Here is an 18,117-nt window from a genome sequence, read left to right as displayed (position 1 = left end):
GATATTTATAGCTTCAGAGGGCTTTTTCATAGTTTTGAAGGTTGCTATACTGGCACAAATTATTATACCTTAAAAAAACCTCAAATGATTGCTATGCAATCATTTGAGGTTTTGGCAATTCTCAATTTATTTGAATTTAAATCTGCTTGAATATCTGCGGAATGTGGGGTTAAACTTATATCTTGCACCATTCTCAATTAGCGTTTTAGGAACAGGCAAGATGCCTGTTTTACAAGAAAATCTACTCCTTGTGGAACGGGCATCTTGCCTGTTCTTGAGAATGGTGCAAGATGTGGGGTTAAACCTATCTATAGGATTGTTGCCTGAGTCCTAAGAATTTTCTTTGAGTATTATTAAAAAACTTTGCGATTTCAGGGTTGAAACTTTTTCCATAGATAAGATATACCTATTGAGCTGACCAGGAGCATCTGATGATGAGTAGTTCCAGCAGTGACGGTAATTTTTTAGATCTAACTCCCAATTCTGATTACTTCAGGCTAACCCCAGGACTTTTAAATCCCATCAGCGGAGGACTGCGGGCTTTACAAGGTAATGATACTGTGATTGGTTCGGTATCTCCAGAATCGAGCGATGGCGGTGGCGGTCAGAATTTCCTGTTAGGAGGTAGCGGTAACGATTCTCTATTGGGCGGGAACTTTGATGACTTCATCTCTGGCAACTTTGGGAACAATACCCTCGTTGGAGGTCAAGGAACAGACTCGCTGCACGGTAGTCAAGGCAGCGACATACTTACAGGTTCTGATGACCAAGATAGTTCGGTTAGCAATGTGGGTGGAGACACGCTAATTAGTGGTAGTGGCAATGACTCTTTTGTACCCCAAACCGAACGAAAAGCAGCAGTAGGATTAACAGACCTGGGTACTCTGAAAAATTCAATTAGGCTGAATGGCTTCGTAGGTGAAAACAACTTCCAAGATATTTACACTTTCACCACTGACACACCCAGTAGTATCACATTAGAACTCAATGGTTTAAGTGCGGACGCTGATTTACGGTTTGCGAGAGATGCTAATCAAGATGGTAGCCTGAGTCCAGAGGAAATCTATGACTCCCAGAATTTGGGAATTGAGCCAGAAGTAATGATAAGTAGGTTTTCTTTACCAAGTACATACTCTGTCTTAGTTCGACAAGGTGTACGGGGAGCTAACACCAGCTACAACCTGAATATAACTTTCAAGCCAATTCAGGTTTTGCTGAATCAAGTTACTTCTCTTGGTACATTCAGCAGCGGAGTCAAGGGTTCGGGGGATGGCTTTGTTGATGAGAACCAACCTGCGAAACTCTACAAATTTGATCTCCCACAGCCCAGCAACCTTCAAGTCAACTTGCGGGGAATGTGGACAGGTACAGATGCGGATTTAATGCTGTTTCAAGATGTCAACAATAACAACAAGGTTGATTTTGGTGAAATTCTTGGCGTTCCTCAACAGCAAGGCAACAATTCAGAGGAAATTTTCTTTAGGGGTTTATCAGCAGGTACTTATTATCTCGGCGTCAACCCTTTTGTAGGCAGCACACCCTACAACCTCAGCATCTTAGCTGCACCGGCAACAGATAAGTTCAACAGCTTGTTTGGCTACGGACTGGTGGATGCAGCAGCGGCAGTTGCGGCTGCCACTGGTAAACCGCAGTTGGATGCTGCTAACCCGCTCACCAGTGCTGCTAAATTGAATAACATAGGAGACTTAAACCTCCTCAATGTTGCCCCAGCCTGGAAAGCAGGATACACGGGTAAAGGTGTGGTGGTTGCGGTACTGGATAGTGGCGTTGACTTGAGTCATCCCGATTTACAGAGCAATATCTGGCGGAATCCTAAAGAAATTCCGGGGAATGGTATTGATGACGATCTCAACGAAAAAACTGATGATGTAAATGGGTGGGATTTTGTAGATGGCGATGCTACTGTCTCCCCAGATTCAAACGATCAGCTTGGGTTTCACGGAACTCACGTAGCAGGAATCATTGGGGCTAAAAGAAATGGAATTGACATCAATTCTCCCAATCCTACACTGGAAATGAATGGGGTCGCTTATGATGCTCAGATTATGCCGATTAGGGTGGGAAGTGTTGGAGGTGATGTATCTGGTCCAAATCTTATTGACGGCATTCGCTATGCGGTAAACAATGGCGCCGATGTGATTAATATGAGTTTGGCCGGAGCAAAGTTCCTCGATCCAAATCTACGGAAAGCCTTAGAAGATGCTAAGGAAAAAGGAGTTTTTGTGGTGATGTCAGCGGGAAATGACAGGGACAAGTTCAACCCTAGCGAACCAAATTTTCCAGCATTTTATGCTTTCGATAATTTGGGAATAGCTGTCGGAGCAGTAACAAGTTTTCCAGGCAAACAGGTAACAGTTTTTTCCAATCCTGCTGGTTCGATACCAACAAATTTTGTGGTTGCTCCGGGCCGTGAAGTCTTATCTACAATTCCGATTACGCTGGGAAACGTAGGTTATGGCTTTCTGCCGGGAACGTCTATGGCTGCTCCCTATGTTGCAGGTGTAGTTGCTCTAATGCTTCAGGCGAATCCAAACCTAACTCCTGACGAAATTTTGGAATTTCTGACTACAACAGCAAAACCTGAAGGAATTACCCCGGAAGTTCGTGAGACTAATTAACAACTACTGGGTAATTTATTGAACCCCGGTTTCTCCAAGAAACTGGGGTTTTGAAGATGTACATTATTTTTATGCAACTACTTACACTTTAGTTAAAGTTGAGTGAGAAATGCCGATCGCACTTTGAGTTTACCAGGGCGATCGCCTGACGGTCAAACTCACGTTACTACAAACAAGTTTTTATACTCTTCTTCCCGTTTATTCGAGCAATTCTACAGTGCCGAGATACCCATCTACTCTGACTTTTTGACCGTTTCGCAAGCGAGTTGTAGCTTCAGAAATATTCATGACTGCGGGAATTTTGTACTCGCGGGCGATAATTGCTCCGTGAGATAGTTGGCCGCCAACTTCGGCGATAATTGCTGTTGCTCCTAATAGCAGCGGCGCCCAACCTGCATCAGTGTAAGGAACTACTGCGATCGCATTTTCTCCTAAATCTGTGCTCGCGGTGCGGCAAATCTTGACAAAGCCTTCGACACGGCCAATACTCGCCGGAATTCCCTGGAGGATATTAGTTCCCGATGTTGCGGAGTCGATCGCCCTTGTCTGAGAATTGGGCAGCAAATTGCCGTAGACCACGGGGGGAATCGGGCGATCGCGATCGGCTACCAGGCGATCGCGCCTTTCCCTAATTGTATCCTTAAACGAAACACTCGCACCGCTACGAATCCACTCCTGAATTTCCCCAAATTCCAGATAAAAAATATCCCCGCTTTCCTGAAACACCTCCATTGCCAATCCGCAAGCTTCAATCTCCAAAAAAGTCCAGCGCAGGTGAGCCAACAACCGCGCGTAAATTTCGCTAATTTGGTTTTTGACAAGAGTTCTTTCTTGACATTTATCTAATCGCCACTTCTGCAAAAAACTCAATCCTATTTCACGTTTTTCCACTAAATTAGTTTCGGCTTTTTGAGCCATAGTTATTAGCAACTTTTGAAAAATTTCCGGTTGTTCTCGCCAAGTAGGAACAGCGATATCCGTTCCCACCTCGCTCAAATATCCGTAAGTATCAAGCCACTTTTCAAACTCTGCTTGTAAACCCGGAGTTTCTGCAAATGTCTGTGCTAAATCTGCGACTGAAATAGTTTCGTCAGGCTGCGAAAAAGCAGCTTGCCGCAATTTCTGAGCCAAATGCTGTAAAGCTCGCACCGAAGCAATTTCAGGAGCGCTGTCATTAGCCAGCCAGTCATCATTAACGCGAAAAATAGCCTTGCGAATAGCCAGCCCGATCGGCCCTAATATATTGTAGTAAGTAATCGGTTTCAGCCACTCCTGAATTTGCTCCGCTCTCTCCAACAATTCCGTTAAATATTGATAATCTGGCATTGGGCATTGGGCATTGGGCATTAATATTTCTTCTTCGCTCGAACCTCTTCCTTCTTCCTTCTTCCTTCTTCCCTCTTCCTTATCCAGACTTTGCAGTGCCGGGAGGAAAATAGAACTACGATCGACCTTAAATTCTGCATTGAGCGCCCTCTCTCGCTGCACCAGACGCCACAAACCAGGCAAATTGGGCAAAATCTTCCCCAAAGGCGGCTTGCCCATCTTTTGCCCTCTGAGCAAAAATTCCAAACCCTGTTCCGGCAATCCCATCATCCGAAAAATTTCGCCCAACAAAGTGGCATTAAAATAGGCGTGAGAACCCAGCAAAGTTGCCGTTTCATTAAAGTTTAAGCCGATCGCGCGATCGCCCAAAACCACCTTAAAAATCTCTCCCCAAACCCCGCAAGTTAGCGGCCGATTAATCGACCAAGTTAGGGGGCGAATTGCACCTGGAATCACTTCTGCTGCAATAGTGCGCGTCCAAAAAGGCTGTAAATTAGTAATTGGGCGGCTTTGCAAAATCCAAACTTTTTCCCCATCCCAACTCCACTCAATATCCTGCGGGATTCCGTGAAAAAATGCTTCAATCGCTTGGGCTTGTTTTACCAATTCTGCTAAAATGGGTTGAGCAATAATTGAATTACTTTGAAGTTCAGTTAATTTGTTTTCTAATGATTCAGGTTTACTAAAATCAATTTCTAAATGAACCGGAGTAATTTGTCCGCCGACAACAGCTTCTGCTCCTCCCGGTAAAGCTTCTATAATTACCTGGGAACCGCCATCTAAAGGATTGCGACTGAACATGACTCCCGCAAATTCGCTGTCAATATAAGGCTGAATTAATACAGCCATTTGGGTATCGGGGAGTTGTCGCTGGCGGCGGTAAGCAACAGCTTCGGAAGTCCAATAAGACTGGCGGCAGCGATTAATGCCGTCGAGTAATTCTGCTTCAGTGAAAACAGGGCCAATAGTTTGATATTGTCCGGCGGCTGAACTCGTATCGCCATCTTCTCCCGCAGCAGAAGAACGCACAATCATTCGATTTTGGATTTTGGATTTTAGATTTTGAATGAAAGCATTGGGAATTGACAAGTCATCACTATTTCCTCGATGCCCGGTGCCCGATGCCCGATGCCCGATGCCCGCTTCTTGTGATAATACCCAACCAGAAGGTACGTTAAACCCGGCTCGTTTCAGTTGAGACAATTTAGCCGCTTTATCGCCACAGATTGCAGCATCTAACGAGTCGTCAAGAGAAAACAATTGCTCTGATTTAGATAAAGCCATATCATCACCCTGACGAAGACTAATTGTGAAGAGTAAAAAGGCTAATCCTGCTGCTGCTAAAAATTCGGGCATTGATTGTCGCCACACCCAAACCCAGATTGGGGTACACAGACACCCGCAACGGGAAGCAAAGAGTCTCGCCCGATCGCCCTTACCCCACCACCGCTGTGCCAAAGCCCACACCAGCAGCCCCCAAATGCCCGATGATACAGCCACCGGCGGCGAAAATACCAAAAGACCCCAAACAGCGTTGGTCACGCCTCCACCTCGGGCGATCGCATATCTGCCCGCAACTAGAGGAATTAACAGGGCGATCGCGATCGCAGGTGCATCCGGGAAGCAAAATCGCCCCGCCAAAACCGGCAAAATTCCCCTGGCAATTTCCGCCAACACCGCAGCAATTCCCGCTAATTTCCCGCCGTGAATGAAAGCAGCCGACACGCCCACATTCCCCGTGCCCAGGGCCCTCAAATCTCGGCGACTAAACACTCGCACCGCCCATCCCGTTAGCGGTAAAGCACCTAGGCTGAAACTCGCAGCCAACAGCAATGCTATTGTCCCCAACGGCATAAAATCTGCTCTCCTATTTTCAACCTCTAAACATTATGACCTCAATTCAGTTTTTTTTCAGTCTTGAGATATATCTATAAAACGGCATTAGCACTTAAGATAATGTAAAAGTAGAGTAGATAAGGATTTAACTATCATGACAGATGTCAGCTTGACGACCCCAATATTAGTTCTTGTTGCTGGCTTTATTGCCGCAGTTACGATCGGCTCGATCGCCTGGTACAACTCCAAGCGCCCACCCGGTTGGGAATCCAAAGAACGCCCTGATTTTGTACCGAAAGTTGATAAAGACGATTTGATTGCTGATGTTTCTGATTCAAAGAAAAAATAGAACAAAGCTGTTTTAGAGCGAAAAAAGCTTTGAGAGTAATAGGACTTACCCTTGCATATCTATTTTGTAGGGTGCGCTTTGGCGCGCCTTACGCTATGTAGAAAGGCTTTGAGTGAATAGTTTTAATTGACCGAAAGCACTAATGTCAATAAAGGGAGCGCTCATCCCGCGATCGATCGCTTTCTTTAGATTGATGCAAGATATCATTAGATAGATTTAATCATAGAAATTTAGAAGTTGACTACAGGTTTGGAGTTCTCTTGAGATTCAGCCTCTTTTGGGGGGTGGCGTTTGAGATATCTCACCACCTCTTCGTAAATTTGACCGAAAGCATCCAAGATACAAGCCTCCACATTAATTTGTGGAGATATAAAAAGTTTTATCCGATAAATAAGCCCCCGAATTTATCCGTGGGGTCAATGCCTCAATCTAAAATCTAAAATCTAAAATCTAAAATCAATTGACTGCTAAGGCGATCGCCCCGGCGACAATTTTTCCGTTTGATGTCATCAGTTTATGGTTTCGAGGTATTGGCGATCGATCTCAACCAATGCGGCTGCTTGAGGCTGTGACTCTGTTTCGAGGCCTAATTCCGTCCGCTTCACAACCAACAGCGTAATATCATCAAATACTTTTTGATTGCCGATATGTCGCCGCACATCGTCAATCACCGCTTGCTTGATTTCCCCAGCCGATAAATGCCAGTTTTTGCTAATGACTTCACACATCGGCTCAACGCCATATTGTTTTTTGTTAATGTCTTTTGCTTCGGGAATACCATCGGTATATAGCACTATCCCCTCTCCTAGCTGTAGCTCAATTGAAATATGACTGATGAACTCAGCAATGTCATCGTGGAGGCCAATAGGAAAACCTAAATCCATCGTATCGATACGTTCAACCTGTCCACCGTTTCGCACAATAATTGTTTCTTCATGCTGACCGCTAATACTGACGAGTCCTTGGGAGTAATTTAAAATCCCTAGGGTGAGGCTTTTGTGAGATTTCATGCGCTGCACGTTTTTGTAAAGGGTGCGGTTGAGCGCATCTAGGAACCGAACGGGGTCTACTTCACGTATTTCCTTGAGGGTACGAACGGCGGTTTGCGCCATCAGCATCAAGATGGCACTTTCAAGTCCATGCCCCGTGACATCGCCGATGCCCAGAGTGACAACGCCATCGGTGTTTAAGACATCATAGTAGTCGCCGCCGACTTCATCGGCGGCCTCCATGTATGCGGCAATATCGAGTCCTTCAATTTTCAGTTCCTCAGCATTGGGCAGAATCATTTGCTGCATCTGACGCACGATATCCAATTCCGCACCCATGCGGAGATTGTCTTCCTTGAGTCTCTCGTTGAGGGCAATGATTTCTTCGTTAGCGGTTCCTAGTTCTGCGGTGCGTTCTTTAACTTTATCTTCAAGTGTTGCAAAAGACTCCTTTAATTGTCCGCTCATTTTGTTGAATGCAGTTGCTAGATCGTGCATTTCATCAGTCCCTTGGACATGAACAATTTGATCCCAGTTGCCAGTAGACAACGAAGATGCAGCCTCGCTTAATTGCAGCACAGGCTGAGTTAGTCGCCGCGATAACAGCAGGGCAACGATCGAACTGATTGTTAGCACCACGGCTGAAACTGTCAGCGACCATAACAGTTGATTCTGAAGCGCTGCCTGCACAGGTTTTGTGGAGAGTGAAACCAGAATTGCCCCTGTTATCTGTCCTGTCTCGTCAATTAAGGGCGTGGCAACTTTCAAAAAACCATCTTCTTGATAACTTTGGGTCAGTTTTTGAGCTATACTGTCCTTCAACCTTTGGGTATCTGTTGGACTCAGTTCTTGACTCAATCCCGAATTGTCTGCCACAGCCGTTGCATTGGTGGTGGCGTTGAGACCGACCACCCAGATCCCACCGATTTCTCCACTCGTTAACAATCGCTTGATCAAGCCATTGATTCCAACTTGTTGGCGCAACCGCTCAATAAACGAAGCGTTATACCCAACCTGCACAATCCGGGGACGATCGACCCCTGCTACTGCCACATATTTGTAGATTTGCTTATCGTACTCTCTCACCTGGGCATCCTGAACAACGGTAGATTTTGCTCCTGTTAGGAGGGGCCAAAACATAGACGCCTGGGGTTGTTTAGCCCGATCAGGACTAAACGTGAACGCGAAGGGAGCATTCTTCAAATAAGCCCGTCCAGTTTCATCCGTAATCCAGAACTCCTCCACGACGGATTTTTTGGCGATCGCACTTAACCGTTGATTGATTTGTTGGGGGCTGAGATTGGCTGCTTCAGCTATAGCAACCAGGTGAGCCGAGATCGTGGCTTGGGCAAGCATATGGTCTGCGATCGTATTTTCCACATCTTTGGGAACTTTCTCAACAAACTGAGCACTGCGAGCCAGGGATTGAGCGACTTGCTTACCTTGTGCTTCAGTCTGTGCCAGGAGAGCGTGTCGGGAAGTCCAGGTCAGCAGAGCAACGGTGGGAACCAGGGCAAGGGAAACCAGCCCGATCGTTGTTAAGAGGATTTGTCTTTGGAGTTTCATAAGATTTCCATGAGTGGGTGGGCTATTCAAAGGGTCAATGCTGGCTACAGAAAAATTTGCCCATTGCCGAAGGAAAGATAACCCACCAACGCCACCGCCGCGACGATTTGCAAAACGAAGGGAACGACGAGGGCAGTACGAAGCTGGAATTTACGAGAAGTATTTTTCCAAGATTTCACGGGTATAGCGATTAACTAAGAATAATTACGCCTTTAGCATCGCTTCCAGTTGTTGCGTGGCGTTATTAGAAGTTTCTACCTGTTGCTTCAAAACCCGCATTGTAATAAGCTGTTGTGCATTTAAATTGTATATTTCGAGTCCCGATCAAAAATCGTCAAATCCTCTCCCCCTCTCCCCTTCCCCCCCTCTTCCTCTCTAGTACCATAGGCAATCTAGATGCAACACAGCTTATCATCCCTGGCTTAGCGGGACAAAAACTGCGTTTTAAGCCCAAACAAAGCCTAAACAGGCTTTATATGAAGCTGTAGACATCCCTGTTTTCTTGCGACCCAGATTTCTGAGATTCGCTCTCAGCCGTTTACAGACAATATGCCCTGTACTATACAACTTTTTAGGTCGCATAGGAAAAAGTTTTCCCTCGCAAGCGACACCAATCTGTCGGGAGAGATACGGGCAAAACTTGTGATATAGAAATATTCAATAACACCCGGATGCCAATGAGTTCTCGCTATTGTAATAAAAACTCGGTCATTTTATAAAAAGCTTTCCAATCATGTGGGAGCTACCTGGTATTTTATCCATCATTACAATGCTTCTTTACGCCTAAAAGTGTTTAGGCTTTTTCCTGCATCGGTAAAATAATCTTAAAATTTAAGCTTTGTAACGGAACTTTCCTTGGCATCGTCAGCTAATTTACTCCGAACAAATGTCGAGTGTAGCACAGTTAGTCGCTGGAGGAGCTCACGAAATCAACAACCCAGTCAGTTTAATTTATAGTAAAATAGTTCATGTTAATTAATCGGTTTGAGAGTTCTTCAACCTGAGTGAAATTTACCAAAAATACTGTTGGGGATTCCAATCATAAATAACCTACAATGTAAAATATATTGCTCTGCATTATATCAAAAAAGCATAAAAACGTAAATATTGTTGAGCAGATGGCATATCTACAAGCGTTTATGTAGCTTCAATAAATTATATTATTTATGTAGGGGCTAATTTCAGACAGCCCCTACATCATTTTTGGTTCGGCTAGCTTATTTTTGCAACGGATTGAGTTTCGTAACCGAGCTTTCCTTGGCATCTTCAGCGCTATCTTTGAGGAAACCAGAAGCATCCTTAAAGGCGGCGCCTACTCTCTCTAAAATATTGGCATCGGGATCGCTGCGATCAAATACGGGTTGAGCCTTAGCCTGTTGTCCGTCTGGCGCTTCTAACAGACTTTTATCTCCGCCGAGTTCGAGGTCCAACTTGTCAGTTTCCATAGGTGCAGAACCCGGATAAAGCAGCTTTGAGGAATTAGATTCAGCGGTAGTCGAGGCCAGGAGACGATCGCCCACGATCGACAAATCAGCCCGATTCTTTTCTGCTTGAGCAGGCGACTGATTTACTTTAGGATCGGTGGATGTTTTATAATTCGTGTATCCATCACCGCCACCCTTGTGAGGGTTATTCATTCCTCCAGCTTGAACGGGAGGATTCTCAGGCCGAGCACCTCGAACATCGCCCGAATTGCAAGCGGTGCTGCTAAACAGCAACAAACCGGCCATACATACAGTCAAAAATTGAGTTAATAATTGACCGCTACGCAGTTTTTTCAAAAAAGAAGTTACAGTGTTCACAAAAAGTTTCCAATTTTTAACTACTACTTGTTAAGAGTAAAAGTAAACTACCCATGCCTGCCTCTAACGGCGGTGATATTTTGCTGCGGGTTGCTATCGACTTTTTTATAACTTTAGAGGGATTTCATAAACTGCGGAGATTTTTCCAAAGCAAAGCATAATGGTAGGGTTCGCCAGTGCCAATAGTTGCTGGAATTGAAGAGCTTTTTCGTTTCTGACACACCCTACAAGCTGCTAAGGAGCGCGAATTAAATAACTTACAATTTTAATTGTTATTGTGGGACGGGCGGGACGCCCATCCCACAAACTTGTGGAAGTTATTTAATTCTCATTCCTAATTAGGGAATTGTTCGACTTTCGCTTCAGCTTGCAAAGTCAGCACGCCCGGTTCCACATTTAGCTGCTGAATTCGCAGGGACATTCCCTCAATTTCAAAATTTCGCAAGTTTAAAACTTCACCAGCTTTGTCCGCCAAAGCTTCAGTTAACTCCGGCGAAAATTCCTTGTTTTCGGGATACTCGACATCCTGAAGAGAAATTGCCCAACCGCCCCCTGCGATCTGAGGTTTTGATGTAAAATAAATTTTTTCCGTGGAGGCAGTTTCCCGCACCAATACCTCAGCATTTAAAGCGATTTTTCCGGCTAGCAATTGGCACTCAATAGTTTTAACGTCTATTGTCTGCTGTTGTCCGTCAACAGTAACTTTTAAGTTTTTCAGTTTCCTGCTGATGTATTCGGAATTAAAAGCGCGGTTGATATCGCTTTCTGTTAAAACTGCGCGTGCCGCACCGAAGGCAGGCCCGTTCAGTTCAATTTTGCCAAACATAGCGGTCAGGGGATTGACAGCAATATCCTTGATATGAATTTGCAAATCTTCCACGCGCAAATCTTGTTGCATTACCAACCCTGTACCCTCAACCGCAACGGCCTCTACTGAACCCTGGGCTAACTGGATCGGATCGGTGTTAACTGTCACAGACAAAGTTTCGGATTCGTCTAATTTGCTCGAAATAGCAATCTCGGCCACTTTGTCGATCGCCTGTTCCCCTAAACTCCTATTTTCTTGAAGCACGCTCAGAATTCCTAATAATTATTGTTTTAAAAATAGTAGTTAATACTTAATTGAGTTAGCGTCTTCCTCTTGGCAGGTTTCTCGTCTTAAAAAAACTCAGCTAAAGACAGAGGGTTTCCAGAAAATTACTAAAATTAATCAGGTACTATTCGGCGCACTCTACATTGACTCGGTTGCGAAGCGGTGAAAACTCAAAAACTCGGATTTTTGCCAAAAGTCTTTTCTAGAAGTTCGATCGCCCGCTACAATAAGTAAGAGCCGGCACCGCTTTTTGCAATGAATTCAGAATCAACTCTCGCTAGACTACAAGCTACACTTCCCGACGGAAAACTGCCTTCTAGCTACGGGGTATACTTCAAAAACACCCTAGTAGCCCTATGTCACGCCCTAGAAGACCACATTTTGCAAACCAGTGGCGGGGACAAAAGTGAACTCCAACCCTTAGTTTTGGTAACGTTTCAGCAGGGTAAATGGTATTTACAGGAAGCCGATCGCTACCTAGATATTGCTAATGCCTCTCGGCGCGTTGTCATCGGTGCAGTAGCCGACAGCGGTTTCGCTACCCACAAAACGGGTCAATTAGAAAATGTATCTTTAATAAATCTCGATGAGAGCGACCCCCTAATCCAAGAATGGAATTTAATCATCGTCGCCCCCACATACAAAGCAATGGTGCTTTGCCGCGAACTTTCAGCCGAGGAATACTTGCCCGAGGGCAAACCAGAAGTCGATACAGAACGAAAGTTCTACGGTTTGTGGTCGTTTGACCAGTCTTTGGTGTCGGCCTCGGCAGAAATTTTTATAGAACAGACGCGACATTACAACTCTCCCCTAGCCGACAGTTTGCTGGAAATGTACCACGAAATCCTGGCAACCAAAGGCCCGCCCTTGGCAGATATTAGTGGCGTGGTATCACGGATAGTCACTTACCTGCAAAGTTCTCAGCAGCAAATGGTGGCAATTAACCGCCAAACCCGCGAATTGTGGGAATTGGAAGGTCAAGCTTTGCGTGTCAGCCGCAATTTGAACGCTAACAAACTTCAAGCTTTTCTGCGGATGGCGCAGCGCGTGGACGAACGCGATACCGCAAATCCCACAGCGTCTTTACAGGTGGCAGCTTTGTCGGAAACTTTGGGTCAACTGCTGGATTTGCCGGCTTTGCAGTTGCGGAGGCTGCGGCTAGCTGGATTGCTGTTTCGAGTTGGCTTAGTTTCTGCGCCGAATGAGGTGTTCGATCGCACTCCCGATGCTTTTGACCAAGCAACTTTCTCGTTTTGGCGCGATCGCAGTTTCATTGGTTCCCAACTGCTGCAAGCAATGCCGGAACTAGCACCGGTAGCGGAAATTGTCAAGCATAAACTCGAATATTGGGACGGCAGCGGCAGGCCAGAGGGTTTGCGAGCCGAAGCGATACCGATGACTTCGCGGATTTTGGGGCTGGTCGCTTATTTTCAAGAACTGACTCAACCGCGTGGCGATCGTGCGGCTTTGAGTTTGAGCGAAGCTTTGGAAGAGTGCCGCGAACTGTGCGGCACTCGCTTCGATCCGGCTTTGGTGGAAACTCTGGGTAACGTCGTCAGGCTGGCAGAAATGGGTTTGATGGAGTTACCAACTCGCCCGAGCCAACTGCCTAACGTGTGGTTGGAGGAGGGCGATCGAACGACCTCGGCCGCTCCGGCATTATAAAATAACTCGACTGTTGACTGTTGACTGTTGACTGTTGACTGTTGACTGTTGACTGTTGACTGTTGACTGTTAACCAACAACTGACAACCAACAACTGACAACTGACTAATGACTAATGACCTCGAAGCCATACGCAAAGGCAAAATTTTGATGTTGGCCGGCACTGATTTAGCCGGCAAAGACTTAGCGGGAGCCGATCTCGCCGGTGCTAACTTGTCTCAAGCCAACTTGAGTGGAGCTAATCTAGCGGGCGCTAACTTGCAGCGGGCCGTATTGCGAGCCAACCTCCGTGGCGCTGACTTGAGTGGCGCGGACTTGCGAGGCGCAGATTTTCGCAATGCCGATTTGCGGGGCGCTTCCTTCGCTAACGCTTTAGTCCGCGACGCAAGTTTTGGGGGTGCTTTTTTGACGGCGGCATCCATCGGCAATCTGGATTTGAGCGGTGTCGATTTGCGCGGTGCCGATTTGCGGGGCGCTGCTTTGGCTAGGGCAATTTTGCTTGGTGCCGATTTGAGCCATGCCAATTTGTCCGGCGCTGATTTATCGGGAGCTGACTTGGAAGAAGCGATCCTGAATGGAGCCGTACTGCGGGGCGCTAACCTGACGGGGGCTAATTTGCTTTGCGCCATGATGGAAAAAACCCTTTGGGATGGAGCTTTGCTCGATCGCGCCTGTCTCCAAGGCACCCCCCTGAGCCTTTAAATTTCAACAATGTTGTTTTGAAGACAGACAAAAAACAATATCTGCTTATGAGGTGAATAAGCACAAGCTATTTTTACATTTCTTAATATGAGGTTATAATGGCGACTGTAGATGAGCAAACGAATAAATGGTAGCAGCTTTGTTTAGCGGTACATCCTTTCAAGGTCAAAGTGGCGATCGCCTTGTTAGTAAAGTAGCAGGAGCTGCGATCGCAGCCTTATTCAAGCGTTCTGAAAAGGCCGAGGCCAACATCCGAGTCGAACCAGTAGCCAAACTCTTGCAGGGAAGCATCGACGGTTTCGACTTCGTTGGCAAAGGTATGTTGATGTACAACGGCCTTCGCATAGAAGTGATGGAACTCTATCTGCAAGCACTCTCCATTGATTTTGGGGCGATTTTTGCAGGTCAAGTCAAATTACGGCAGCCTACCCAGGCAAATATGCGAGTAGTCTTAAGTCGATCGGATTTAACCACCTCATTCAATACACCTTTTGTAGTTGAAAAACTCCAGAAGCTGAAGTACCAAGAGCAATCTCTGCACTTTCAAAACACTGAAGTCAGCTTCGGAACCGACAAATCAATTCGGCTTCAGTCCGAAATTACCGTAGGCGATGCCAGCGAACCGGTCAAAATAGATATTACTGCTCAATTGCAAGTTGAAGACAGACGCAAAATCCAATTTGTCAGCGTTACTTACGGCGGTGACGGGCAAGCAGTAGACTTGGGTCAAGCTATAATTGCCCACGTAAATAACTTGCTAGACTTAGACAAATTTGCCTTAGAAGGCACTCAACTGCGAGTAGACCGCTGCCGAGTTCAGAACGACGAGCTGGTTTTCTACGGTTGGGCTGGTATCGAACAGTTCCCCAAAGGCAAGCGCTAAACCTCAGCAGGCTGAGGTTTGCCCAGCCATCAAGTTTGGAAAAAGAGCATTTTTTAGTTAGCAAACAACCCGCACCGGCGGGTTTTGCTTTAGATTTTAGATGGCAAGAAAAATCTAAGATCTAAAATCTCGCATCTAAAGTCGATCCACGCAAAATCAGCACTGAGGTTGATTTGATTGGGCAAATTATTTTGATAGATTCAAATAATAAATTAAACCACTCTCAAGAATAAAGATGCTCGGATTTTATTTATTTTGTATCTACGTCGCAGTCTTGTCCGTGTTTGCCGGGCCGGGCCACCGCCGGTCTGAGAAATGGTGGGTAGAAATTGTCACCGATTTGCCCCACTGTACCTACTATTTTGGCCCCTTTGACACCGACAAAGAAGCTTCCAGCAATACTCCAGGCTACATAGAAGACTTGGAAAGCGAGGGAGCCAAAAGGCTTAGCATCCGCATTAAACGGTGTCAGCCTTCGCATCTGACCATTTGCGAAGAGGAAGTCTCAGAAAGTGTAGCGATTTAATGATTTTGAGTTTTGAATTAACTCAAATCTCAACAATAAGATAAAAAGGCTCTTTTTCTAGTCCTTGCCTTGCGGACTTTGTATGTCTAGCAGTGACTTACAGCCACCCAGCCTAAAACTCTTCTCCACCGAAATGCTGATTTTAGACAGCAGCTACTCTCAAAAACTACCTGCGTCAAATCAGCACTGAGGACGATCCGATCGATCCCCTGGCGTTGATAAATTGAGAAGAGTAAAAACTACTTAAGTATTCCCAGAGGTAAATATGTTTGAAATCTCTATGTTGGGTATGTTTTTCACGGCTTTTTGGCTACTAGCTCAACCTGCTAGCACTACTCGACGCGACGAATGGTGGGTAGAAGTTGATACAGATTCACCAAAGCGTACCTATTACTTTGGGCCCTATGACAGCAGAGAGGAAGCTTCTGACAGATCGACCGGCTACATCCGAGACCTGGAGAACAAAGGGGCTAAAAAAATTACCATCAACCTCAAACAAGGTAGCCAACCTACTCAGCTAAGAGCTAGCGAAGAGTCTTGAGAAGGTTGGAAAGTGCAAATTACGGGCGAAGAAAAGTTGACTTATTAACAGGGTTTTTTTCAAATGAGAGCGCGCTTGCATAAACTAGGGACACAAGAATGCTGTGTCCCGATGAAATAGTGAAGAAAGAATCTTATTTGCGTCCGAGAAATGCACGCTTTTTCAAAGCACCATCTGATTGAGATTACTGCGAGGATTAAAAGTGCGATTTGCTTTGAGTTTTTCATAGCATTCGCGTTCTACACTGCTAATTTCTTTCGGTGGCACGATCGCAATTTTGACCAACAAATCAGTCCGCTCGTTTTTCTTCGGTTTCGGCCATCCTTTGCCTCGCAACCGCAAAGACTGACCCGAACGAATCCCGGCTGGAAATTTCACAGTGATCATACCTTCAGGCGCCGGCACTTCAATTGAAGCTCCCAACACCGCTTCGTCAGGAGTTATCGGCACCTCGCAGACCAAATTCTCTCCCTCAAACTGGAAGAAAGCGTGAGGCAAAACTTCTAATTTTAGGTACAAATCTCCCTGCTGCTTCGTGTACGGGTCAACTTGACCTTTGCCTTTTATCCGGATTTTACTGCCGGTTTTCACTCCTGCTGGAATCGAAACTTCGCCCGTGGCGACTCGCTTAGAAGTTCCGCGAAATGCTTCCCCCAAAGTCAGGGAAACCACCACCTCGGTGTCGAGAGAGCTGACTGCGCTGCGGTTTTCGTACCCCGCGAAATCTTCAAATCCGCCAAAACCTGTGGGCCCGCCGCTGGTGGTGCGGTAGTTACTGTAATTCCATTTGGCGTTGCGGGCATTACCCGGACTACTACCTGCGCGACCTAGCAAGGCATTGATAAATTCGTCAAAACTGCCGTACTCGCTGAAGTCAACCCCGCCAAAGTCTACATTCGTACTGCCCCCGCCGGGCCATCCGCCTGGAGTTGTGGCAGCTTGCTTCCAGTATTGACCGTATTGATCGTATTTTTTTCGTTTTTCAGGGTCTGAGAGCACTTCGTAAGCTTCGTTTACTTCTTTAAAACGAGCTTCTGCTTCTTTGTTGCCGGGATTCATGTCCGGGTGATATTTGCGGGCTAGTTTGCGGAAAGTTTTTTTAATTTCGTCAGAACTGGCAGTTTTGTTGAGTCCCAAAATAGCGTAATAGTCTTTAAAATCTGTTGCAGCCATTAAGCAATCCCCTCTTTATTAGTTGTTATTTGTTAGTTGTTAGTTGTTAGAAAGAATAAATCCCAAATTACCCGCAGGATGGCGCATTAGTATAATGCCAGGAGCCGAAGTGCCTGCGGCATCTCATTCAAATTATAGGTTATCAAAGGTTTGGACTCGATCGAGTTCGGTTGTTGCTTGGCATTCGATCGCAATTTCCGCACTCCGCTGCTGTTTAAGATTTTATAGCATTCAGCTCTCTCGTGCCCAAGGGAGCTGAAGCACCAGCCTCTAGAAATGCTTTTGGCATTCGACAACACAAACAATAGCTTTCATCAATTAAGAACGTCCTTACCCTCTAGGGCGTTGCTATACCTGTGAGCTTTAAGACGGTGAAACTCCTGCGGCGAATACTTTTGGGCAGTTATGAGGCTTACGACTTTCGGGAGGCTGCAGCCCCGTTGAGGTGAGGGGGGAAAGCTGCTGCTGTTGCGGGTGCGAGCCTAGGAGGGTTGACTGGCGTGGACGATCAATCTTTTTTTGGTCTTTTTTTCCGGGGCGCGGTGCGATGGCTACGCCCCGGCTTACGCCTACGAACTTCTCGATATGAGCTTGATCACCCAATCCAAATCTTAGCAGGTTTCCATCAGCAAGTTCTGTCAAATCTGGTTTATGAATTGTGACTATATAATACCCTAAATTGCGCCGTTTTTACACAAAATTTCTAGATATTTTTTATTCACCGCACACCCCTGCTAGAGAATTTTATTTTTACAACCTCTGAATACATTTAAGTCAAAGTAATATAACATAATTTCTCCGCTGTCTGTTAGCTAAATCACACATTTTTATAAAACATTAAGATAGGATAGTAGAGCGATAAGCTTTTAACGCTACTAGGGTGCTAACATTATGAATTATTTGCTAAGTTGGCCTTGTGGCTGCTGCGACGATTGGAAAGATAGTTCCGAGAGTGCTGTGGTACTAAGAAACGGGCAGCGCATTTGTCAGTCGTGCTACCAGCGCAAATACAAGAATCAGAAGCTAT

The 18,117-nt window shown here is 45.8% G+C and carries 12 protein-coding genes; 7 read left to right on the top strand and 5 right to left on the bottom strand.

All coding sequences use genetic code 11. From position 1 onward, the window contains the following. Positions 1 to 431: 431 nt before the first annotated feature. Positions 432 to 2,639, top strand: coding sequence for a S8 family serine peptidase (locus QT979_RS20640; protein ID WP_333311538.1), 2,208 nt, complete (start codon positions 432 to 434; stop codon positions 2,637 to 2,639). 198 nt (positions 2,640 to 2,837) lie between these two features. Here QT979_RS20640 and QT979_RS20635 read toward each other — a convergent pair whose 3' ends face one another. Further along, the gene (locus QT979_RS20635) at positions 2,838 to 5,819 is read right to left on the bottom strand and encodes a glycerol-3-phosphate acyltransferase (RefSeq protein ID WP_333311537.1); all 2,982 of its coding nucleotides are present in this window, start codon (positions 5,817 to 5,819) and stop codon (positions 2,838 to 2,840) included. Between the two features lie 136 nt (positions 5,820 to 5,955). On the opposite strand from QT979_RS20635, the gene psb35 reads away from it, so the two are divergent. After that, the gene (psb35, locus tag QT979_RS20630; protein ID WP_333282262.1) at positions 5,956 to 6,150 is read left to right on the top strand and encodes a photosystem II assembly protein Psb35; all 195 of its coding nucleotides are present in this window, start codon (positions 5,956 to 5,958) and stop codon (positions 6,148 to 6,150) included. A gap of 509 nt (positions 6,151 to 6,659) precedes the next feature. On the opposite strand, the gene QT979_RS20625 is transcribed toward psb35, so the two are convergent. The 3 genes from QT979_RS20625 to QT979_RS20615 all read right to left on the bottom strand — a co-directional run bounded on the left by QT979_RS20625 (position 6,660) and on the right by QT979_RS20615 (position 11,579). Further along, positions 6,660 to 8,705: a SpoIIE family protein phosphatase gene (locus tag QT979_RS20625; RefSeq protein ID WP_333311536.1), complete on the bottom strand. Its 2,046-nt coding sequence runs from the start codon at positions 8,703 to 8,705 to the stop codon at positions 6,660 to 6,662. Positions 8,706 to 9,922: 1,217 nt separating this feature from the next. Next, positions 9,923 to 10,507 carry a DUF6658 family protein gene (locus tag QT979_RS20620; protein ID WP_333216006.1) on the bottom strand — a complete coding sequence of 195 codons (585 nt, stop codon included), beginning with the start codon at positions 10,505 to 10,507 and terminating at the stop codon, positions 9,923 to 9,925. A gap of 334 nt (positions 10,508 to 10,841) precedes the next feature. After that, entirely contained in the window at positions 10,842 to 11,579 is a 738-nt protein-coding gene (locus QT979_RS20615; RefSeq protein ID WP_333216007.1) for a DUF2993 domain-containing protein, read from the bottom strand. A 276-nt stretch (positions 11,580 to 11,855) separates the two neighbouring features. Here QT979_RS20615 and QT979_RS20610 point away from each other — a divergent pair, with 276 nt between their 5' ends. From QT979_RS20610 to QT979_RS20590, 5 genes are all read left to right on the top strand, one after another. Then, positions 11,856 to 13,265, top strand: coding sequence for an HD domain-containing phosphohydrolase (locus QT979_RS20610; protein ID WP_333216009.1), 1,410 nt, complete (start codon positions 11,856 to 11,858; stop codon positions 13,263 to 13,265). A gap of 108 nt (positions 13,266 to 13,373) precedes the next feature. Beyond that, the gene (locus tag QT979_RS20605; protein WP_333311535.1) at positions 13,374 to 13,967 is read left to right on the top strand and encodes a pentapeptide repeat-containing protein; all 594 of its coding nucleotides are present in this window, start codon (positions 13,374 to 13,376) and stop codon (positions 13,965 to 13,967) included. Positions 13,968 to 14,094: 127 nt separating this feature from the next. After that, a complete protein-coding gene (locus tag QT979_RS20600) occupies positions 14,095 to 14,850 on the top strand; it encodes a DUF2993 domain-containing protein (RefSeq protein WP_333070977.1) in 756 nt (251 codons plus the stop codon). A 235-nt stretch (positions 14,851 to 15,085) separates the two neighbouring features. Further along, positions 15,086 to 15,376 (top strand): DUF1816 domain-containing protein, encoded by a 291-nt coding sequence (locus QT979_RS20595; protein ID WP_333311534.1) that lies wholly within the window; start codon positions 15,086 to 15,088, stop codon positions 15,374 to 15,376. A gap of 265 nt (positions 15,377 to 15,641) precedes the next feature. Further along, positions 15,642 to 15,917, top strand: a complete 276-nt coding sequence (locus tag QT979_RS20590; RefSeq protein ID WP_333214935.1) for a DUF1816 domain-containing protein — start codon at positions 15,642 to 15,644, stop codon at positions 15,915 to 15,917. Between the two features lie 162 nt (positions 15,918 to 16,079). On the opposite strand, the gene QT979_RS20585 is transcribed toward QT979_RS20590, so the two are convergent. Beyond that, positions 16,080 to 17,090 carry a J domain-containing protein gene (locus QT979_RS20585; RefSeq protein WP_333214933.1) on the bottom strand — a complete coding sequence of 337 codons (1,011 nt, stop codon included), beginning with the start codon at positions 17,088 to 17,090 and terminating at the stop codon, positions 16,080 to 16,082. Positions 17,091 to 18,117 lie beyond the last annotated feature (1,027 nt).

It is taken from the genome of Microcoleus sp. w2-18bC1, assembly GCF_036700365.1.
Classification (GTDB): domain Bacteria; phylum Cyanobacteriota; class Cyanobacteriia; order Cyanobacteriales; family Microcoleaceae; genus Microcoleus.
Note: the sequence above shows the minus strand (reverse complement) of the source record. Positions and strands in the feature narration are given on the sequence as shown.